17 protein-coding genes and 2 pseudogenes are annotated in these 21,204 nt (G+C 61.7%); 10 read left to right on the top strand and 9 right to left on the bottom strand.

The features are described from left to right. Positions 1 to 69: 69 nt before the first annotated feature. From FHT77_RS27885 to FHT77_RS27850, 8 genes are all read right to left on the bottom strand, one after another. On the bottom strand, positions 70 to 1,485 hold the full coding sequence (locus tag FHT77_RS27885; protein WP_183758446.1) for an FAD/NAD(P)-binding protein: 1,416 nt from the start codon (positions 1,483 to 1,485) through the stop codon (positions 70 to 72). 63 nt (positions 1,486 to 1,548) lie between these two features. Continuing rightward, the gene (locus tag FHT77_RS27880) at positions 1,549 to 2,511 is read right to left on the bottom strand and encodes an amidohydrolase family protein (protein ID WP_183758444.1); all 963 of its coding nucleotides are present in this window, start codon (positions 2,509 to 2,511) and stop codon (positions 1,549 to 1,551) included. Positions 2,512 to 2,544: 33 nt separating this feature from the next. Then, on the bottom strand, positions 2,545 to 3,792 hold the full coding sequence (locus tag FHT77_RS27875) for an acyl-CoA dehydrogenase family protein (RefSeq protein WP_183758442.1): 1,248 nt from the start codon (positions 3,790 to 3,792) through the stop codon (positions 2,545 to 2,547). Between the two features lie 69 nt (positions 3,793 to 3,861). Continuing rightward, a complete protein-coding gene (locus tag FHT77_RS27870; RefSeq protein WP_183758440.1) occupies positions 3,862 to 4,920 on the bottom strand; it encodes an aldo/keto reductase in 1,059 nt (352 codons plus the stop codon). Positions 4,921 to 4,933: 13 nt separating this feature from the next. Continuing rightward, positions 4,934 to 5,869 (bottom strand): ABC transporter ATP-binding protein, encoded by a 936-nt coding sequence (locus tag FHT77_RS27865; protein ID WP_183758438.1) that lies wholly within the window; start codon positions 5,867 to 5,869, stop codon positions 4,934 to 4,936. Then, positions 5,850 to 6,842 (bottom strand): ABC transporter ATP-binding protein, encoded by a 993-nt coding sequence (locus tag FHT77_RS27860; protein WP_183758436.1) that lies wholly within the window; start codon positions 6,840 to 6,842, stop codon positions 5,850 to 5,852. Before FHT77_RS27860 ends, FHT77_RS27865 begins: the two co-directional genes overlap by 20 nt. Next, positions 6,842 to 7,846, bottom strand: coding sequence for an ABC transporter permease (locus FHT77_RS27855; RefSeq protein ID WP_183758434.1), 1,005 nt, complete (start codon positions 7,844 to 7,846; stop codon positions 6,842 to 6,844). The genes FHT77_RS27860 and FHT77_RS27855 overlap by 1 nt, the downstream gene beginning before the upstream one ends. After that, positions 7,843 to 8,832: an ABC transporter permease gene (locus FHT77_RS27850; RefSeq protein ID WP_183758432.1), complete on the bottom strand. Its 990-nt coding sequence runs from the start codon at positions 8,830 to 8,832 to the stop codon at positions 7,843 to 7,845. Before FHT77_RS27850 ends, FHT77_RS27855 begins: the two co-directional genes overlap by 4 nt. 274 nt (positions 8,833 to 9,106) lie before the next feature. Between FHT77_RS27850 and FHT77_RS27845 the strand changes: the two genes are divergently transcribed. The 10 genes and pseudogenes from FHT77_RS27845 (at position 9,107) to FHT77_RS27810 (ending at position 19,012) form a co-directional block, all read left to right on the top strand. Further along, positions 9,107 to 10,714: an ABC transporter substrate-binding protein gene (locus FHT77_RS27845; protein ID WP_183758430.1), complete on the top strand. Its 1,608-nt coding sequence runs from the start codon at positions 9,107 to 9,109 to the stop codon at positions 10,712 to 10,714. Positions 10,715 to 10,737: 23 nt separating this feature from the next. Beyond that, positions 10,738 to 11,916 carry an LLM class flavin-dependent oxidoreductase gene (locus FHT77_RS27840; RefSeq protein ID WP_183758428.1) on the top strand — a complete coding sequence of 393 codons (1,179 nt, stop codon included), beginning with the start codon at positions 10,738 to 10,740 and terminating at the stop codon, positions 11,914 to 11,916. A gap of 11 nt (positions 11,917 to 11,927) precedes the next feature. After that, complete coding sequence (locus FHT77_RS27835; RefSeq protein WP_183758426.1) at positions 11,928 to 12,965, top strand: ABC transporter substrate-binding protein; 1,038 nt, start codon at positions 11,928 to 11,930, stop codon at positions 12,963 to 12,965. Positions 12,966 to 12,985: 20 nt separating this feature from the next. Further along, positions 12,986 to 14,140: an acyl-CoA dehydrogenase family protein gene (locus FHT77_RS27830; RefSeq protein ID WP_183758424.1), complete on the top strand. Its 1,155-nt coding sequence runs from the start codon at positions 12,986 to 12,988 to the stop codon at positions 14,138 to 14,140. Between the two features lie 51 nt (positions 14,141 to 14,191). Next, positions 14,192 to 15,262 carry an LLM class flavin-dependent oxidoreductase gene (locus FHT77_RS27825; RefSeq protein WP_183758422.1) on the top strand — a complete coding sequence of 357 codons (1,071 nt, stop codon included), beginning with the start codon at positions 14,192 to 14,194 and terminating at the stop codon, positions 15,260 to 15,262. Positions 15,263 to 15,609: 347 nt separating this feature from the next. After that, complete coding sequence (locus tag FHT77_RS27820; protein WP_183758420.1) at positions 15,610 to 15,729, top strand: ABC transporter; 120 nt, start codon at positions 15,610 to 15,612, stop codon at positions 15,727 to 15,729. Positions 15,730 to 15,876: 147 nt separating this feature from the next. Further along, positions 15,877 to 16,479: a hypothetical protein gene (locus FHT77_RS27815; RefSeq protein ID WP_183758419.1), complete on the top strand. Its 603-nt coding sequence runs from the start codon at positions 15,877 to 15,879 to the stop codon at positions 16,477 to 16,479. Positions 16,480 to 16,522: 43 nt separating this feature from the next. After that, positions 16,523 to 16,747: pseudogene (locus FHT77_RS31745) on the top strand (glycosyl transferase); the annotation flags it as partial. Between the two features lie 712 nt (positions 16,748 to 17,459). Next, positions 17,460 to 17,745 (top strand): annotated as a pseudogene (locus FHT77_RS31740) (helix-turn-helix domain-containing protein); the annotation flags it as partial. Positions 17,746 to 17,803: 58 nt separating this feature from the next. Then, positions 17,804 to 19,012, top strand: coding sequence for an MFS transporter (locus FHT77_RS27810; protein ID WP_183758417.1), 1,209 nt, complete (start codon positions 17,804 to 17,806; stop codon positions 19,010 to 19,012). Between the two features lie 479 nt (positions 19,013 to 19,491). Here the strand turns inward: FHT77_RS27810 and zwf are convergent, their stop codons facing one another. Further along, a complete protein-coding gene (zwf, locus tag FHT77_RS27805; RefSeq protein WP_183758415.1) occupies positions 19,492 to 20,961 on the bottom strand; it encodes a glucose-6-phosphate dehydrogenase in 1,470 nt (489 codons plus the stop codon). Between the last annotated feature and the right edge of the window lie 243 nt (positions 20,962 to 21,204).

Below are 21,204 nucleotides of genomic sequence, written 5' to 3'. Positions count from 1 at the left end.
TGCGGCGGCAGGACTAGCACGAGAAAGGGGCGCATCGACGATGCGCCCCTTTTGCTTTTGGAGATGAGATCACGCCACTCGGATGGGCGTGAATTTCGTGAGGATGCGATCGGCAAGCGCAATCGCCTGGGCGCGCTGCTCGGTGATCGAACTCGACTCCCATGCAACGCCCCGCAACGGATGTCCGATGGCGCTGAGATTGCGGTGCACGAGCCCCTCCTCGTTGATGAGATCGCCCGCCGTCGTCGCATCGATGCCATAGCCGGTGCTATGAGGGCGAACCTCGCCGCTTGCCAGCAGGCTCCTCACGAAGGGGTCGGATACCCGACGCCACTCATGCAACTGATGGCCACGACAATCGATCACGCCATCGAACGGCACGGTCTCGACGCCTGTCGCTGTCTTCAGGCTGGCGATGATCTCGCTACCCTCGACCGCAAATCCGAGGATACGAGCGCGGCCATGCTCCAGCCGGCCTTCCGAAATCACCCGCTCGATAATCGCGTGGCTTTCCGGTGCCGAGCGATGCGCGGTGACGTCCCAGAAGGCCCTGAGATGCCGGGTGAACCGCAGCCGCTCGCGATCGCTGGCCGCTTGCCACAGCGAGAGAATATGAGGGCGGATCGCCAAGGGCAGCCCTTGCCAGTCGGCACCCTCAGCCGAGATCGCCCGTCGTTCCGCCTTGACGCGTGACAGCAGTTCGCGCGCCGTTGATGGCAACGGGCCATCGGCAAGAAAGTCGCGCGCTGCGTCGACAGTCCTGCGACCCTCCACGAACTGGCCACGGCGCGATATCACGCGGTAGCGACCGCGGTAACCTCGTGCCTCCATGCTGGCCACGGCATCGACCATCGACAGGCTCGAACCAATCAGGAGAATTTCCTCGCAGCCTTTCAGACGGTCGAGCGCCAGTACGTCCCACGGATTGGCTGCAAAACGTGGGTGACCGGCGAGTTCAGCCTCGGCGGCCGACAGGCGCGGTTGAAAAACGCCAAGGGCCAGCACGGCTTCATCCGCCTCCACAGAGGTACCGTCAGCCGTGGTAATGCGGATCCGGCTCGGCGTTGCCAACAGCGTGGATGCCGACGACCGGATATGCCGCAACGTCGAACCGAGCCGCGCGTTCGCGACCGCACGCGCGAGCTCGTCACGGACATAGGTCCCATAGAGGTAACGCGGCGGGCTGCTTGTGCGCACCTCGGCGGGAGGCGTCCAGCCGTAGGCGGGGCCATTCTCGACGAGCCAGCGCGCGAGATGGCCGGGATCCTCGGGATAGAGCGAGAAGATTTCAGCGGGACCGTTCACCAGATGTGCCGGATCGGGTGTGCTGTAAGCAACACCCCGCCCAAGCTCCTCGCGCCGCTCTATGATGGTGATCGCCAGCGGAACTTCGGTCTGGTCGAGCAGCTTGAGCGCCATCAGCGCCCCAGCGAAGCCCCCACCGACAATGGCAACGGAGTGATGCGGAATACGATCAATGCGCAATAGACCTCCTCTCCCACCGGCGTCGGTGGGGCGTGATATGTCGGGATGTGAGAGCGGACGCCCTTATGCGATCAGCCTGTCGCGACTGCGATGGCGCCCATTCAGCAGTTCTAGGGCATTTCGGCTGGCAATCAGCTCGGCTTCATGCGCGCTCAACCCTGCCGCCGCAAAGGCCGTGGCGAGCCCGTCCTGCGTCGGATCATGTTCGAGGATCGGCCAGTCGCTGCCGGTCAGAACATGGTCGGCGCCGACGAGACTGGCCACGAAGCGGATGAAGCGTGCTTCCGACGGCATGATGTCGATATAGAGGTGACGCCGCTTGCCCGCTGGCGCCTCCGCGAAAATGGATGGCAGTTCCCCGAAGGGACCGGTCAGCGCAAGTGCCGAAATGCCGAGCGCGGTGATGACGACCCGAAGCTCCGGCAATTCCTCGAAAACACCCGATGTCACCAACGAAATCGCAGCGGCGGCGTTGATCGTGCCGCGGCTCAAGCGGGTCCCGAGCCTGCCGAGGCCTGACAGCTGCGTTGAAAGCGGCTCGGGGTTGATCGGATGCAGGAAGACGGGAGCGCCAAGCTCCGCAGCAACCCTCAGGACCGGCCGGGCTTCTGGCGCGTCGATTAATCTGTCACCTCTCGCGCTGTCGAGAAACAGGCCGGACAAATTGAGTTCGACGATGGCGCGCCGCGCCTCGATCGCCGCCGCTTCTCCGCCGAAGGTGTCCACGGTCGCCAGCGCGAAAAGCCGATCAGGATGGCGCGCAACGGTCGCGGCGAGATCGTCGTTCAGCTTGCGGCTGATCGCACCAAGATCGGCATCAGGTGCGGCGACCATCGACAGCGCGACCCCAATCACGCGGCGCGAGATACCGGCCGCATCGCTATCCGCGATGAGCGCATCGATGTCCGCGATTTTCGTGCCGATCCGCGCCCACAGCGAGTCGAGCGGGCGACCGGGCACGCGGTAAACCTCCCAGCCTTCGGGCAGGAAATGTGTATGGAAATCGACGATGTCGAGCTTGCTCATGGTGGCTCCGTGGCGATCGCTGCGCGGCAGGGATTAGAAGACCTTGCCTTCCTCCAGGTGTGTCGTGGTTCCGTTGATGTAGAAGTCACCGACCACCCTCGCCTTGTGCAGCAGCGGATTGTGATTGAGCACCGTGCGGATGTTGCGCCAGTGCCGGTCGAGATTGAGATGGCGCGACGTCGCGGAGCCGCCGCCGAGTTCGAAGACGTTGGTGGCCGCCGTGAGCGCAATTTGCGAGGCGACGATCTGTGTGCGCGCCGTCGTCAACGCGCTCTCGATCAGCGCGGCTTCAAGCGTCTGCTGATCGCCTGCGGCGAACGCGGCGGCCGTCTTGTCGAGCGCACGCGCGCTTTCGCGGATCAGCGTGTCGACGGCAAAGGAGCCGGCAGCGACCTCACCGAGAATCTTCTGCACGAAGGGATCCGCACTGGCTGTCTCGGCCGCGCTATGGGCCGCCGACCGTGCCTGCCGGCGCACATATTCCGTCCCTTCGGCAAGCGCGCCACGCACAGCGCCCGCCATTGATGCCGCAAGGTGAAGCTGCCGCAAGGTGGAGGTGTGGCGGCCGGCCAGCGTGTTAAGGCCGCGCGTGGAGATTTCATGCGGCAACACCTCGACGTCTTCGAGCAAAACGCCACCGCTCGCGGTCAGCCGCTGGCCCATGCCATCCCAGTCGTCGAGAATGGTGATGCCCGGACGATTGACCGGAAGCAAAACGCTCACGAACTCACCGTCATCGTTCTTCGCACTGAATGATGCGAAGTCCGAAAATGCAGTGCCGGTTGCATACCATTTGCGCCCGTTGAGACGGTAGCTATCCCCCGATCTCGTTAAACGTGTCGTCACCTCGCCCGGCCGCTTGGTGCCCTGCTCCGTATGAGCCCCACCGAAAAGCTTGCCCGAGAGAACGCGGCTGAGCTGTGTGCGGTCGATGGCAGTATTCGGGCTGAGGATCAGGCTTTCGGTAAAATTGAAATGGCTGCGCAGCGCGTGAGCGACATTCGAATCTGCCGCTCCGATCGCCATGATCGTTTCGATGTAATCGGCAACGGATCCCCCCGGACCACCGAGCGCCACGGGAATGCGCAGCGCCCCCAGACCGGTCTCCTTGAATAGGCGGAAGGCCTCGAATGGAAGCTCCCTTTCCAGATCGCGTCTTGCCGCCTCCTTCGCGATTTCGGCCGTCAGATCAGGAATTCTTGCCAAGAGCGTCGAGAGATCGTTCACCGCCTCCTGAGGTGTCGGAGTGGCGGACAGTGCTGAAGGAGCGGTATTCGGCATGCGGGAACCTTCTCGGCCGGAAAAAGAAAAGAAGGGACCCGCCATATCGGCGGATTCCCAAAGTCATGATCAGGCGACAGCGCGTGTCAGCGGCACGACATTGTCGGAACCGGCTGCAGCGCTACGCGGCACACGACCTTCGACCGGATGGCTCGGATCGTTGAAGCCTGGCGTCGAGGGATGACCCGTCGTGACCAGCCGGTCGACCAGCGCCTCGTCCTCGGCGTCGAGCTTGACGTCCAGCGCGCGGATATAGCTGTCCCAATGCTCTTCCGTGCGCGGACCGGCGATGGCCGCCGAGATCAGCTTGTTGTTCAGCACCCAGGCGAGCGCGAACTCGGTCGGCGATATCCCCTTGCGGGTCGCGTGCGCAGCGATCTCGGTGGCGATGGCAATCGATTCAGGACGCCATTCCGTCTCGAGGATGCGCTTGTCGCCGCGACCGGCGCGCGTGTCGGCAGCCGGCTCCTTGCCCGGCTCGTACTTGCCGGTCAGAACGCCACGGGCGAGCGGCGAGTAGGAAACGACGCCGAGACCATAGTGATGGGCGGCCGGCAGCTGCTCGGCTTCGGCGGTGCGGTTGACGATGTTGTAAAGCGGCTGGCTTGCCACCGGACGATCGATACCGAGTTCATCGGCGAGCTGCGCGACTTCGGCGATGCGCCAGCCGCGGAAGTTGGAGACGCCGAAATAGCGCAGCTTGCCGGCGCGGATCAGGTCGGCGATCGCGCGCACCGGCTCTTCCAGCGGCGCATCGAAGACGGCGCGGTGGAAATAGAGGATGTCGATATAGTCGGTGTTGAGACGGCGCAGCGAATTCTCGACAGTCTCGATCACCCACTTGCGGGAATGACCGCCGAGGTTCGGGCCCTTCTTGTGCGAATTGACGAACTTCGTCGCCAGAACCCAGTGATCGCGATGCGCCTTGATACCCTTGCCGACAACCTCTTCCGACTTGCCGTCGTGATAAACATCGGCGGTATCGATGAAGTTGATCCCCTGCTCGCGCGCCTTGTCGATGATGCGGAACGCGACATCGTCAGGCGTCGGGCCACCGAACATCATGGTTCCCAGGCTGAGCGGTGACACCTTGAGCGCACTGCGCCCGAGATAGCGATAATCGACCATTGTATTCTCCTTCTTACTGAGCATGGTGGCAGGCGGCGGCGTGGCCGCTGCCGAACTGGCGGAATGCTGGATCTTCGGATCGACAAATATCGGTGGCGAGCGGACAGCGCGTATGGAAGCGGCAGCCGGCCGGTGGATTGTGCGGGCTTGGCAGATCGCCGGTGATGGGCGCGGCCTGCTTGCGCCGCGACGGATCGGGCACGGCGGCGAGCAGCGCTTGCGTGTACGGATGTTTGGCGCCCTTCCACAGCTCGCTCGTCGCAGCGCTCTCGACGATGCGGCCGAGATACATGACGAGCACGCGATCGGCGAAATAGCGAACGACGGAGAGATCGTGAGAGATGAAGAGATAGGAAAGCGAGAGCTCCGTCTTCATCTCGACCAGCAGATTGAGGATCTGCGCCTGGATCGAGAGGTCTAGCGCCGAAACCGGTTCGTCGCAAATGACGAGTTCCGGCTGCAGGATGAGCGCACGGGCGATGCCGATACGCTGGCGCTGGCCGCCGGAGAACTCATGCGGATAGCGATCGAGCGAATCCGCCGGCAGGCCGACATGAGCAACCATCTGTGAGGCGATCGTCTCGCGCTGCTTGCGCTCGCCGATGCCATGAACCGCAAGCGGTGCGGTCAGGATTGTGCGGATCGTCTGTCTCGGGTTGAGGGACGCGAACGGATCCTGGAAGATCATCTGGATGCTGCGCCGGACGGACTGCAGTTCGCGCCCCGCCATGGCGGTGACGTCCCTACCCTTGAAAGTAACGCTGCCAGACAAGGGATCGACAAGCCGCACCAGCGATTTGCCGAGCGTGGACTTGCCACAGCCGGATTCGCCGACCAGCGCCACCGTCTCGCCCTCTGCAATCTCCAGGGAAACACCATCGACGGCGCGCACGGTGCCAGCGGCTCCGGGATAATGGGTCGAAAGCCGATCAACCGACAGAAGCGACATGAGCCTTCTCCGCAATGGCTGGAACATACGGGCACGCCACCTGTCGGCCAGCGGGCAGTGCGATGAGTTGCGGTACGACGGACGCGCAGGAGGGCCGCGCCACCGGACAGCGTGGGCGGAACGAACAGCCTTTCTCGCCCGCCGCCGAAACGATCGAACCCGGGATTTCCGAGAGCGGCCCGTCGCGATAGTGGTAATCGGCCTTCAGGCGCGGCGATGCCGACAGGAGGCCGTTTGTATAGGGGTGATACGGCTCGTCGAACACCTCGCCCGGAAGCCCCTCCTCGATCTTGCGCCCGGCATACATGACGACGACGCGGTCGGCCCATTGCGCAACGATGCCGAGATCGTGGGTGATCAGGATGACCGCCATGTTCAGCCGCACGCGAAGGCTATCGAGCAGCTGCAGCACCTGCGCCTGGATCGTCACGTCAAGTGCGGTCGTCGCTTCATCGGCGATCAGCAGTTTCGGATTGCAGGCGACCGCAATGGCGATCATCACGCGCTGGCGCATGCCGCCGGAAAGCTGGTGCGGGTATTCGTCTATGCGGCGGCGGGCGTCGGGGATGCTGACGAGATCCAACAGTGCAACGGCGCGCTCGCGAGCCTGACGCCGGCTGAGATCCTCATGAATGCGCAACACTTCGATGATCTGATCGCCGATTGTCAGCACCGGATTGAGCGATGTCATCGGCTCCTGAAAGATCATGGCAATGTCGCGGCCACGGATGCGGCGCAGGTCCCGTTCCGGGAGGCCGACAAGATCACGGCCGTCGAAGCGGATCTGCCCGCCAGCCTTCGCGTGCCGCGGCAAAAGGCCCATCAGGCCGAGCGCCGTCAGCGACTTGCCCGAGCCGGATTCCCCGACGATGGCGAGCATCTCGCCAGGATTGGCGGAAAAGCTGACTCCCTTCACAGGTTCGGCCGCCCCAAAGCGCACCGAGAAGTCGTTAACTTCGAGAAGCTTTGCCATCAGCGATCCTCCGAAAAGCGCGGGTTCAGCGCATCGTTCAGACCATCGCCAATCAGGTTGAGCGAGAGCACGGTGAAGACGATCGCAAGACCGGGCAGCGCCGTCAGGTACCAGGCGGTGCGGATGACATCGCGCCCGGCGCCGATCATCGAACCCCAGGAAACGCGGTTGGGATCGCCGAGCCCCATGAAGGAGAGCGCCGATTCCATCAGGATGGCGCTTGCCACCATCACCGACGACGTGACGATCAGCGGCGGCAGCGCATTGGGAAGGATCTCGCGGAAGATGATGCGAGCATGACCAAAGCCGAGGCTACGGGCAGCCTGAACATAATCCTTCTCGCGAATGGCTCGGAATTCCGCGCGCGTCAGCCGCGCCACCGTTGGCCAGGAGACGATCGCAATGGCGATGGTCACGGTCCCTGTCGTCGGCTGGGCGATCGCCACGAGAACGACGAGCAGCACGAAGCTAGGAATGGTCTGGAAGATCTCGATGAACTTGACCAGCACGTCGTCGATCAGACCACCGAAATAGCCGGCGACGGCGCCGATGGCGATCCCCACCGTCAAGCCGAGCGCGGTGGCCGCGAGCCCGACGGTCAGCGATATCCGGGCGCCGTGAACGATACCGGCAAGCACATTGCGGCCCATGGAATCCGTACCAAGCGGATAGGCAGGGTTCTGCCCGGGCCACAGGAAGGGTCGCGCCACCATCTCGAGCGGGTCACCGGGAAAGACAAGCGGCGCCAACAAGGCCGACAGGGCAACCAGCAGCAGAATGCCTGTACCAAACAGTGCATTGTAGTTGCCGAGGAAGACTTTCAACTCCCGGCGCATGCCGCGCCACGCCGTACCCGAAACCGAAGCGCGGACGTCTGGGGCGTGGATGTGTGTCCAGCGCGGCTGCTTGGGCGCTTCCGGTGCTGCTTGATCGCGCTCGACCTTTGTCTGCGGCGCGAAGTCGATCGCCTGGCCGGCCAGTGTTCCAAGTTTTTGACTGTTCATCGGCTAGCTCCAATTCGGGGATCGATCCACGCCTGCAACAAGTCGACGGCGGCATTGGCGACGATCACGAGGAAGGAAGACAGGAGGAGAATGCCGAGCAGCACGCTGAAATCGCGGGCCATGACGGCTTCGAAGGCAAGGCGCCCGAGGCCGGGCCAGCTATAGACGGTTTCGACCACGACCGCGCCGCCCAGCATGCCGCCAAAGTGCATGCCTGCCATGGTGGTGATCGGGATCAGGGCGTTGCGAAGGATGTGTCGCGTCGTCAGCACGAAGGGTGAGACACCCTTGGCGCGCGCGGTGCGCACAAAATCCTGCGATTTGACTTCCAGCATCGAGGCGCGCGTCAGGCGGGCATAGATCGCCAGATAGAAAAGCGCGAGAGATGTTGCTGGCAGCACCATGTAGCGCGCCCTGTCGAGCAGTGCCGGGAGCCCTGTCAGCCGCGAGCCAATCGTGCTGTCTCCGCCGCTCGGCAGCCATCCAAGCTTGACCGAGAAGAGCAGGATCAGCATCAGGCCAATCCAGAAGCCGGGGATAGAATAGAAGAGCAACGAGACGACGGAAATGATACGATCAGGAAGGCGCCCGGAAAAGGCGGCCATCAGCGAACCGAGCAGCAGTCCAACGGCAATTGCAATCGCCAATGCCGCCACCATGAGCACGAGCGTGCCTGGTAGCCGCTGGCCGATCAGATCAGCGACCGGCATGCCATAGCGCGGCGAAAAGCCAAGGCTGAAATGCGCGAGGTTGTTCAGATAGTTGGCAAGCTGAACGAGGATCGGGTTATCGAGCCCGAAGCGCTCGCGCAGTGCTGCCATCGTCTCGACCGTGGCCGAGCCGGATTCCGCCGCCATCACATCGGCCGCATCGCCGGGTGCCAGCTTCAGCAGGAAGAAATTGAGGATGACAATCCCGAGCATTGTGGGCACGGCCTGAATGATCGTCCTGCTGATCGTTCGACCTATCCGCCTGTAAGCCGACATGTGCCCCACCTCGCGATCTGAAAAGAATTCACCTCGTCTCGTCGCTTAGTAGTTGACTAATTCTGTGGGTTTTGTCAAATCCATATTGGTAAATAATTCCAACGAATACGTGCTTTAGCGTTCTTTTAGAAATATGATACCGCATATCGACACTGAGTAGGTTTTTGTCCCACTTCAAAGCAGTCACGGGGCAAAAATCTCTAAGGCAGGCTCGATCCGCGGAATGACACAGAAGCGGGCCGTGACGGCCCCTGGATCATGAGGGTTGAACAAGATGTCACTATTTCCCGCACCCACGCGCCGCAGCTTTCTTCTGGCCTCGGTCGCACTCGGCGTCACCGCCACAGCGCGGCTTCCCGCCTTTGCGGCGACGGCAACGCGCGGCGGCACGGCAACGCTTCTGCTGGCCGCCGAGCCGCCCGTCCTGACGACGATCGCCCATACGGCTTATAACGCGGTCTATGTCTCACCGAAGACCACGGAAGGCCTTCTCACCTACGACTTCGATCTCAATCCGAAGCCGCTGCTGGCCAGGGAGTGGACTGTCAGCCCTGACGGACTGACCTATACCTTCAAGCTGCGCGAAGGCGTGAAATGGCATGACGGGCAGCCCTTCACTTCCGCCGACGTCGCCTTCTCGATCAAGACCCTGAAGGAAGTGCATCCGCGTGGCCGCAACACCTTCCTCAATCTGGTCGATATTGAAACGCCCGACGCGCAGACGGCCGTCCTGAAGCTTTCCAAGCCCGCGCCCTATCTGATCACCGCGCTTGCCGCTTCCGAAACACCGATCGTGCCACGCCATATCTATGAAGGCACCAAGGTCGCGGAAAACCCGGCCAATCTCGCGCCGATCGGAACCGGTCCTTTCAAGTTCAAGGAATGGGTGCGCGGCAGCCACATCGTTTATGAGCGCAACCCTGATTACTGGGATCAGCCTCGCCCCTATCTCGACCAGCTGATCATCCGCTTCATCCCGGATGCCGCCGCTCGCTCGATTGCGATCGAGACCGGCGAAATCGATCTCGCACCCTCGACACCCGTACCGCTTAGCGATCTCGAACGGCTACAGAGCGCCGAAGGGCTGGCCTTCGAGACCAAGGGCTACCAATACCAGAACGGCGTCAGCCGCATCGAATTCAACCTCGAGCGCCCGTTCTTCAAGGACGTGAGGGTACGTCGCGCCTTTGCGCACGTCATTGATCGCAACGTCATTCTCAACACCATCAACTATGGCTATGGCGCAGCCATCCCCGGCCCGATCAATCCGAACCTTGCGAAGTGGTTTGTGCCGGATCTCAAGACATACCCGATCGATCTCGCCGCCGCCGAGAAGCTTCTCGACGAAGCCGGTTACCCGCGCGGCGCCGACGGCATCCGCGCCCGCATCAATCTCGACTTCGTGCCGAGTGGCGAAACCTATCCGCGGGGTTCGGAATATATCCGCCAGGCGCTTGCCAAGGTCGGCATTGATGCGAAGGTCCGCAGCCAGGATTTCGCGACCTACACGAAGCGGATCTACACGGACCGCGATTTCGACTTCGCATTCGAAGGCATGAGCAATCTCTTCGATCCAACGGTCGGCGTCCAGCGCCTCTACTGGAGCAAGAACTTCAAGCCGGGCGTCCCCTTCTCGAACGGCGCTGCCTACAGCAACCCCAAGGTCGATGAACTGCTCGAGGCCGCCGCCATCGAGGTCGACCCGGCAAAGCGCGTCGAGCAGTGGCGCCAGATCCAGCAGATCCTCGTCGAGGATGTTCCGGCGATCGACGTCGTCAGCCAGCCGGAACTGACGATCTACAACAAGCGCATCTCCGACCACACGATCGGCGGCGAAGGCATCGCGGGCAGCCTTGCCTTTGCCTACGTCGCAGCGTCCTGAGCCGGAGAAACGGGAGAACAACCATGTCCATTCAACATCGTCCCGGCTCGATCGTCGGCTTGCCGAATTTTTCCGCCCCGACCGATTTTCCGGAAAGCCCGCTCTCGCAGGCACTCAAGCAGCCGGTTCTGCTCGGTCTCTTCCTGCCGATCCAGGCGGGCGGCTGGACGCAATCGACACTCGAGCGGTCGACCGACTGGCGCTTCGACTACAACAAGGCGCTGACGCTGAAGGCCGAAGAACTCGGCTTCGATCTCGTCTTCGCGCTATCACAATGGCTGCCGAAGGGCGGCTATGGCGGCGTCTTCGACGGCCAGGCGCTGGACAGCTTCGTCTCGACGGCAGCACTTGCCGGCCTCACCAGGAAGATCATGCTGATCTCGACCATACATGTGCTCTATGGCCCATGGCATCCCCTGCATCTGGCGAAATTCGGCGCGACGCTCGACCACATCACAGGCGGGCGCTGGGGTATCAACGTCGTCACCGGGCACCGCGCCGTCGAGCACGAGATGTTCGGCTGGCCGCGCATCGAGCACGACAAGCGCTACGAACTGGCGGCCGAATTCCTCGAGGTCGTCCAGCGCCTTTGGAGCGACAGCGAGAACTTCTCCTTCGAGGGCGAAAGCAGTTGGAAGCTCGGCGGCGGCTTCGTCACGCCGAAGCCCAACTTCGGCCGCCCGATCCTCGTCAACGCCACCGGTTCGGACGCCGGCATTGCTTTTGCCGGCCGCTATTCGGATATCGTCTTCATCACCAGCCCGACCGGTGCGGACATCGACAGCGCGCTGGAATCGCTGCCCGCGCATACGAAGCGGGTGAAGGATTCGGCAATCAGCGTCGGGCGTACAGTGCGTACATTGTTGAACCCGATGGTGATCTGCCGGCCGACGGAGAAGGAGGCCTGGGAGCTCGCCGACCGCATCGTCGCCCATGCTGACCAGCGTTCGCCACAAGGCTTCCAGTCACTGAACTCGGATGCCCAGGCCTGGAAGGGTCGCGACCCGCAGGATCCCTACCGCGCCATCGGCGGCAACATCCGCGTCATCGGCTCGCCCGAGCAGGTGGTCGATCAGTTCGTCAAGCTGAAGGAGGCCGGCGTCGATGGTCTGCAACTCAGCTTCTTCGACTTCCGTGACGATCTCGAATTCTTCGGCACCGACGTCCTGCCCCTGATGAAGCAAGCCGGCCTGCGCCACTGAGGAGAAGCACCATGACAAGTAATGCCATTTCCGAAATCTGGTACACGCGTTGCCCGGTGCCGACGCCCGTCGGCCTTGCGGCACAGCTCGGCTATCTCGAGGAAAACTTCCGCAAGGACGGCGTGACGCTGAAATCGATCATCGATTCACCCGACCGCAATATCCGCCAGAGCCATTTCAACCACACGCTCGACTGGTCGTTCCGTCACGGCGGCAACGTTCCACCAATCCGGGCACGCTCGGAGGGGCGCAAGACGCGCCTCATCGGCATCACCTGGACCGACGAGTTCCAGGCGATCATCACCCTACCGGAAACCGGCATAAAGACCACGAAGGATCTGAAAGGGCGCCGCTTCGGCATCGCCCGCCGACCGGAAGGCATCGTCGATTTCATGCGCGCCACCGCATTGAAGGGGCTGCTTTCGGCGCTGTCGCTGGAAGGCCTGGCGCTCGACGAAGTCGAGATCATCGACATCGCGCTGTCAGACTCGGTGCTCTCGACGCAGGAAGGCCCGTCCCTCTTCGGTCTGAAGCGTCGGCAGGCCTATGGCGAGGAGGTCGCGGCTCTCATTCGCGGTGACATCGACGCCATCTATGTGAAGGGTACGGCCGGTATCAATGTCGCCAACCTCATCGGTGCCGTTGAGGTGGCAGAGTTCGGCTTTCATCCCGATCCGAAGATCCGCATCAATTCTGGCTCGCCGCGCGTCCTGACGGTGGACGAACTGCTAGCCGACGAGCGGCCGGATCTCGTCAGCCGCCTGCTGGAATCGATCTTCAAGGCTAGCGCATGGGCCGAAGCGCATCCCGAGGAAACGAGGCGCTTCGTCGCCCGCGAGGCGGGCGCCACGGAAGAACAGGTTCTCGCCGCCAATGGTCCTGACATCCATAAGCACCTGGGCCTTGGGCTGCAGCCCGAACTGGTGGACGCGATCGGCCACTACAAAAATTTCCTGCGCGATTTCGGTTTCCTCGCCGCCGATTTCGACATTGCCGATTGGGTGGATCGCCGCCACATCGACGTCTTCTTCAGGCGCGCCGTGGCCTGAACAGGGAGACCAATAGCACCATGCTTCAGGAAAACATCGACCCGGTCGACAAGGCACGGCGTCTCGCCGTCGATTTCGCCGAACGTGCCGCTCACCATGACGCAACGGGGGAATTCCCGTTCGAGAACTTCACGCGTCTCTTCGAAGCCGGCCTGCTTGGTCTGGTAACCGCTCCCGAGCATGGTGGGCACGGCGGCGGGCTTGCGGAGGCGCAAGCCGTGATCAGCGAAATCGCGCGCGGCGAACCCTCGACCGCGCTCGTGCTTGCCATGCACTACAACAGCCACTATGTCCTGCGCCGCTTCGCAAAGTGGCCGGCCCACCTTTCGGAGCGGGTACTCACAGCCAACCGTTCGGGTCCCGCCCTGATCAATGCCGCCCAGGCGGAGCCTCGTATCGGCTCGCCCGCCCACGGCGCACTGCCGGAAACCGTCGCGCGCCGCGACGGCAACGTCTGGCGCATCAGCGGCCACAAGAGCTACGTGACCGGCATCCCGGTGCTCAAATGGGTCGCGCTGCTGGCGCTGACCGACGAGGACGAACCGCGTCTGGCGTCCTTCCTCGTTCCCACGGACAGCCCCGGCCTGCGTATCGAAAAGGCATGGAACGCCGCCGGCATGCATGCAACCGCTAGCGACGACATCATCCTCGACAATGTCGCCGTTCCACTCGAAGACATCATCGAAGCCCAGCCGGCTTCCGAGCCGCTGCGCCGCGAGGAACATGCAACTGCCTTCTTCTTCTCGCTGATATCAGCAGTTTACCACGGCGTTGCGCTTTCGGCGCGCGACCGCGTGCTAACCTTCGCCGCCCACCATTCACCGGCAAGCCTGGGCGCTCCGCTCTCGACCGTTCCCCGCATTCAGGATGGCCTTGGAGAAATCGAAGTCCGGCTCGCCACCAATGCCCGCTTGCTCCGCTCTCTCGGCGAAGACGTTGATGCCGGCAGGGCTGTGGGAATGGATGGCATGCATGTCCGCCATGTGGTCATCGACAACGCGGTCGCGATCACCAGCCTCGCGCTTGAGCTTGCCGGCAATCCCGGCCTCAATCGCGACTTCCAGCTGGAGCGCCACCATCGCGATGCCATCACGGCGCGCTCCCATGCCCCGCAGAGCCACATGATCCGCACCATCGCCGCCCGTAATGCGCTTGCTCGCCTCGCATCACGATAGCGGGGACGTGGCCACGAGTTCACGGGTCGGATTCACAAATGCAGGCTAACCATGAGCAAAGACAGCGAATTCCTTTGGTACATCCCTAATGACACGAGGCCGGGACACCGTGGCGATACCGTCGTTGACAATCACAACAGCCTTTCCACGCTGACGGAGCACGCCCGAGCACTTGAACAGCACGGATGGAAGGGCGCGCTCATCGGAACCGGCTGGGGCAGACCAGATACCTTCACCGTTGCCGCAGCACTTGCGGCGAGCACGACGACGTTCGAGCCGCTGATAGCGATCCGCCCCGGCTACTGGCGACCGGCGAACTTCGCCTCCGCCGCCGCAACGCTCGACCATCTCACCGGCGGCCGCGTGCGCGTCAATATCGTCTCAGGTCTCGACAATCTCGCCGCTTATGGCGACCAGGAGGGAGATCAGTCAGAACGCTACGCCCGCACCAAGGAATTCATGCGGCTGGTCCGCAGGCTCTGGACCGAGGAGAACGTCAGCTATGACGGCGAGCACTTCGGCGTCGCCGAATCGACCGTCGTGCCACGCATCGAGCCTCGCGGAAATCGTCGCCACCCGAAGCTCTATTTCGGCGGAGCCTCCGAGGCGGCCGAAAGGGTCGCTGCCACCGAGGCGGATGTCCAGCTGTTCTGGGGCGAGCCGCTCGACGGTGTTCGCGAGCGCATCGCCCGCCTGAAGGCGCTGAGCCGCGAACTCGACCGGGATCTGCCGCCGCTTGAATTCGGGCTACGGATCACGACACTGGTGCGCGACACGACCGAGCAGGCGTGGACCGACGCCGAGGCCAAGGTTGCGGAGATGGCGAACAGTAATGGCGCCGGCTGGAGCGATCACCGCAGGGCAGTCGCGGTCGGCCAGCAGCGGCTGTTCGACCTGCATCGGTCAGGCGACGTCCTCGACGACAACCTCTATACGGCGCCCGGCAAATATGGCGGCGGCGGCGCCGGCACGACCTGGCTGGTCGGCTCGGCAGCTGACGTCGCCAAGTCTTTGCGCAAATACCAGGATCTCGGCATTAGCCATTTCGTGCTCTCCGACACGCCTTACCTCACGGAGATCAGACGGCAGGGAAATCAGTTGCTGCCGCTTCTGCGCGGCTGAAGCGTAAGTGACGATCAAACTCGCGGTGGTATTTGCGACGGCTGGAGACAAGACCCTAACACGCCGCGGGCCTGTCTTGGACGCTCTCTTTCGAAGACGTAGCGGTACCCACGAACCGTGATGGTCGGCCATGCGGTTTCGCGTGATTAAGTGCGCACGACATCGTCATTCTCCGTCGTCGCCCACCTGGGCGCTCGGGCACTCGTCATCGATGGCGTACGCGATTTTGGTAACTGCTAATGTAGGAAGGCTACAAACTGTGTCTTTCTGCGCCTAGCCAAAGCCCGGTTAGTCACTAAGCTCTGATTCGTTGCCTTCAATAACCTGACCCAATGAGGGACGTCTTGATGAGCAGAATTCTAGTGATTGCCATTGCAGTGCTTGCCGTTGCCAATCTGAGTGCCTGCGCGGATATCGGTAAAGGAAAAGGTAAGGCCCCGCCGCCAGCAGAGGCTGTTTACAAGTAAGTTGGCCTTCAAATTCGGGAAAGGCCAATGTGGCCTTTCCCCTTTCAACCGCCAGGCTTAATCCCCGTTTACACATCCACGGCGTGCAAGAGTGGCTCATCGCTATATCAGGCCCGCGGGACAGGGCCAGCAAATGGAGCGTATTTGATGCACCTTGGAAAAGGCCGTCTGTCGCTTGTGGTTCTGATGGCATGCGCACTGGCGTCCTGCCAAACCAAAGACAAGCCACAACAACCGCGTTTCACGTCGACCAGCAGGAATTCGCCAGCAACGACCACGCCAGCCAAGGAAATCGCAGCGAACCAGTATTACATCGAATTTCGATCGCGCTTTGCGCTTAGCTACGGCCACACCTATGTGGTCTTTGGCAAGCTGGACGAGAACGGAGACCCGATCAATCCGGAGGTCGCCGGTCTTGCCCCGGCTTCTCATGATCCGAGCGACTACGTGCTTGGCCATTTCGTGCCGGTACCGGCCACAACTGGGTGGACAGACGGCGATCTCGAAGAACAATACCGCTCCGCAAGCTGGCGAGTGCTCTTGACCCAGCAGGAATATAACGACGCCGTGGCCTTCATCCGAAAGCAGCAGGCCTCGTCCAAGACCTGGGAAGCGACTTTCAATAACTGCAACGCCTGGACTGGAGAAATTGCCCGCCACATGGGCTACAAAATACCCGGCATCTGGCTGAGACCCCAGCAGTTCATCACTGACCTCCGCGAGATGAACACCGCTTCAAGCGCGTCGTAAGACCGAATGTGGGGGAGTGGGAATTTGCGCGAAGCGAACCACGCTGGCCCGGGTCGGGCATCCGGTACCGCGACATGCTGCGTCCGCGCTGATGAGCTTTCGCCTTGGTGAAGATAAGTTGCTATTTCACACGGACGACTACGACCACTTCTTGTTGTCTAATGGTCATGCACAGGCGATCACCCGGGACCTCTTGCGCTTCGCGCGCGATCTCGTGCCCCGTGTCGTGCATTTCCGTCATGTTCTCGGTATTGGTTTCGAAGCGCTCTAGGCCCTTAGAGAGGCATTTCCCCACGCGCGGCGCCCGCGACTCGCGGCTATAGAGAGAGGTAGAAAGAAAGTGGGCCGAATAGTCGAACCCCAAATGCCCGGCAAAGTCTGCGCCAACTTAAAGGGAGAAGGGAAGCCGATTTGGGGAATTGAGGCTGAAGCTTCTCTTCTTGTCCTGCCGCAGATCAGCGATCGGGACGAACAAGAGGTTACCTCATTAAGCTATCAAAACCAGTCGGACCAAAGTCCCAATATCATAGGTCCAAAGTCCTATCAGACCGCGACCTGTTGGTTACTCACCAACGAGGCGCCCGGATATTGCGGGGGTCCGTCCGCAAGTATCCGGGCTACACCCCATCCTACGGGAAGGAGGATGATTTGAGCATAAGGGACGTTTCGTGACCTTGCATCATTCGAAGGTCCCCCGATGGAATGGACTTAGGTCGCACTCGGTCGCGGAGGCCTTCAGACCAAGGTCGATCTCTGACAAGGCAGCAGAAAGCTTCCCCTATCAATGGCCTAGCAAAATCGTGTTCCCTCGCAGCGGAAGGCGATACTTGACCGCCTTGCTGCAACCGAACAAGATGAGAATGTGAATAGCTTTTAGGACTGCAGTACCCGCGTAGCACAATGCACCGAGAATCGTGATCCCCACTCCCATAATCCACGTTTTCTCAGCAGCAACTTCAGAGACCTTGATCCCACTGGCCACTATCGAAAGCCTCACCGGCGTGGCAGGGCAAACGCGCTCGATCTTTGCCGAGCACTTCAGCGCTATCTTGGGAGAAGGAGCGGCACATTATCTCGCCGGGTTACGTATGCAGCTTCCCCGCGAGTGGTTGGGCAAGGCGGGATGTCGGTTGCCGAGGTTGCGTCCCGGTCAGACCATGAGTCCGAGGCATCCTTCGTTCCGCCTTCAAACGTATCACTAAAGTCCCACCCGGCGTTGCGCACCGCACAAATTCCGGACGAACGAGCATGAATTTCGGATTTTAGGATACAGATAATCCTGAGAAGGTCGTCTATGACATCTCCTAACTAAGGAGATACATGTATGACGGACACAACATCGCAGCTTGATGGGGCAGCAATTGGCGTCGATTTCCCCGAGCCATCCACGTGGAACGCGGCGACCTGGGCTGCCGTTCTTTCGATGGCGGCCACTAGCTTTGCACTCGTATCGGCCGAGTTCCTGCCGGCCGGCCTGTTGACGCCGATGGCGCACGATCTCGGGATTACCGAGGGGACAGCCGGACAGGTCGTCACCGCTACCGCTTCTGTCGGTGCTGTCACCGCCCTGTTAAGCAATGTTCTCATCGGCAGATTGAACCGCAAGACGGTGCTGGTTGGTCTCAGTGCATTGGCGATCGGATCCAATATCCTTGCAGCGTTAGCGACCGACTTTTGGCTATTGTTGTTGGGCCGTGCCGGGTTGGGCGTAGCGCTTAGCGGTTTCTGGGCGCTTTCAGTTGCCGTCGTGGCGAGGCTGGTTGGCGCCAATGCGACGGGCCGGGGCATGGCTATCGTCACTCTCGGCGTCTCGCTCGCCACAATCGCTGCACCATCGCTAGGTGCTTTGATCAGCGACTGGCTGGGATGGCGCAGCGCCATGGCCATGACAGCGGGGCTTGCCGCGCTTGCAATGCTGCTGCAGGTACTTACTTTGCCGACATTGCCTGCAAGTACGAGCAACAGTCTCGCCGATGTTTTCCGGCTGACACGGCGGCGTGGCATTCAACTGGGAATGCTTGCTATCCTCTTGCTGATGACCGGCCATTTTGCCGGCTCGGTTTACGTGCGCCCCTTCCTTGAACAAGTGACGCTCCTTGAAACCCGATCGATCGCCCTGGCACTGCTAGGATTCGGCGTCGCCTCCGTGATCGGCAATGTCGCCGGTGGCCGAATGGCAGACGCCAGTATCGGCCTGGCCCTTGCTGTCACGGCAGCGCTGATGGCGTTTGCTGCATGCGCTTTGGTGTTGTGGGGCGCTCATATCGGTGTTGCGTACACCCTTGTTGCGCTTTGGGGCTTCGCCTTCGGCATGGCGCCGGTTGTTCTACCGACCAACCTTTCCCGCGGGGCGCCGGACGCTTTGGAGGCGGCCGGGAGCCTGATGGTCGTCTCGTTTCAGGTCGCCATCAGCATCGGCGCGGTTTTCGGCGGCTACATTGTCGACCACTACGGTGCTATTGGGCCCTTGACCCTTACCGCTGTCCTAGCTGCATCGACGGTGGCCCTGGCGATGGTTCAGCCTCGCAGCTGATCTTTGCGTCTGGGTTGGGATGCAAAAGCAATCGGACTGAAGATGCTGTGTCACCACCCTGTGCATCGATAGGCGCTGGATGGGCGTTGCAGGCCGGTCCGAGTGGCGTTCATGGGCGCCGCCGGCGATCATCCTCGGCCCAGGCGGTATAGCTGGGCCGAATCGAACATGAGAGCCGAGGTAAGACCGGCCGTCTGTAAGGCTCCCATTGGTCGTGTCGTCGAAGTTTGCGAGGCCGGTTCTGGGGCAGCAGGAATGAAAGAGTATTGGATGCTTGTCCTTGAACTCGGGTTCAAGCGGTCCCGGAAGGGTAGGCTCAAGTTTGGCCTCCGCTGTGTCCCGGCGAGCTACGATCGCGAGCGAAGATGAAGTCTTCGCGCCAAGCGACATTGCGATGAGGTTACGGGCGGATTGGTTGAGGGCTGACTGAGACTTGTCAATTCGGCGTTTCGCATTGCTATTGATAGCGGCTAGGCGCATCAGTCGACCTTTGACGAATCCCGCCAGGCCCGCTCGAAAGGCAGCCGCCAGGCATGCGGTGCGATAAGCTGGTGGATCGATTTCGGCCCCCAGCCGCCCTGATCGTAAAGGCGCACCGGCGGCGGATTGTCCAGTAGCGGCTGCGAGACCTCCCAGAGCCGTTCGATACCCTCGGCGGTATTAAACAACGTGTGGTCGCCGCGCATAGCGTCGAGGATCAGGCGCTCGTATGCCTCCAGAACTTCGCCGATCAGGCCTGTTTCACTCATGGCGAATTGCAGGGAGAGCTTGTCGAGCCGGAAACCAGGTCCGGGTCGCTTGCCGTAGAAGGAAAGAGAGACCTTAGAGGCGTCGGCGAGGTCGAAGGTGAGGTGATCCGGCCCCTGCGCGCCGACGCCGGAACCTGCGGGAAACATCGATTTCGGGGGCTCGCGGAAGGCAATCGAGATGATGCGCTGCCCTTCAGCCAGACGCTTGCCAGTACGCAAAAAGAACGGCACCCCGGCCCAGCGCCAATTGTCGATTGCGCATTTGAGAGCGATGAACGTATCGGTGTCGCTCTCGGGATCGACCCCCGGCTCGTTGCGATAGCCAATATATTGGCCGCGCACCACGTCGCGCGGCTCGATCGGCAGCATGGAGCGGAATACCTTGTTCTTCTCCTCGGAGATCGGCGCAGGTTCGAGGGCTGTAGGCGGCTCCATCGCCATGAAGGCTAGAATCTGAAAGAGGTGGGTCACCACCATGTCGCGATAGGCGCCAGTGGTCTCGTAGAATGCCGCGCGGGTGGAAAGACCTAACGTCTCCGGCACATCGATCTGCACATGGTCGATGAAATTGCGGTTCCAGATCGGCTCGAACAGGCCGTTGGCAAAGCGGAACGCCAGGATGTTTTGCGCCGGCTCCTTTCCGAGGAAGTGGTCAATACGGAAGATCTGCTTCTCGTCGAACACCTCGTGCAGCTTGGTGTTTAGTTCCACAGCGCTGGCAAGGTCCGTTCCGAACGGCTTTTCCATGATGATACGGGAACGCTCCACCAGCCCAGCCTCGGCGAGAAGCTGCACGGCCGGGAGCGCTGCTTTCGGCGGCACCGACAGGTAATGCACGCGCCGCGTTTCCGGCCCCATTGCCTCCTCGGCCCTATTTACCGCTTCCCTCAGCGCACCGGCACCAGCGCCGATCGGTGCGTAATCAAGTGATGCTGCGAAAGTCTCCCATTCGGCCTGTGTAAACTTGCGGGTCAAGAACTTATCCAGCGACTCGCGGGCAATGGTTCGAAATCCATCGACATCGATATCGTCAAGCGACACGCCGACGATCCGGCAGCCCGGGATGAAGCCAGCTTTGATAAGGTGGAACAACCCGGGCAGCAATTTACGCCGGGAGAGATCACCCGTCGCACCGACGAGCACGACAACTTGCGGATAGCCGGGGCCGACCCGTGTGGAATTCTTGCGCAAAATATCCATCCCAGTATCTTCAATTGCACCCAGCGCGTGGTACGAGACCGCGACGGCACCAACGCCTTGCTGTCGCGAAGCAGCTGGCCTCGTCCCGAAGCCATCACGGCAAATCCTCGTCCGATCTGAGGTTGGATAAGGACATGGATTTCAATGTCAATCAAGGGCCGAGTGCGGCCGCCCCGAGCCAGTATTCACCGCCTCGGCACAGGACGCCGATCTCGCGCAGAAGCTGTAAAACCCGATTTCGTC

The sequence above is a fragment of the Rhizobium sp. BK181 genome (assembly GCF_014193305.1).
In the GTDB taxonomy this organism is placed as follows: Bacteria; Pseudomonadota; Alphaproteobacteria; order Rhizobiales; family Rhizobiaceae; genus Rhizobium.
This window is presented reverse-complemented; position numbering and strand designations above follow the sequence as displayed.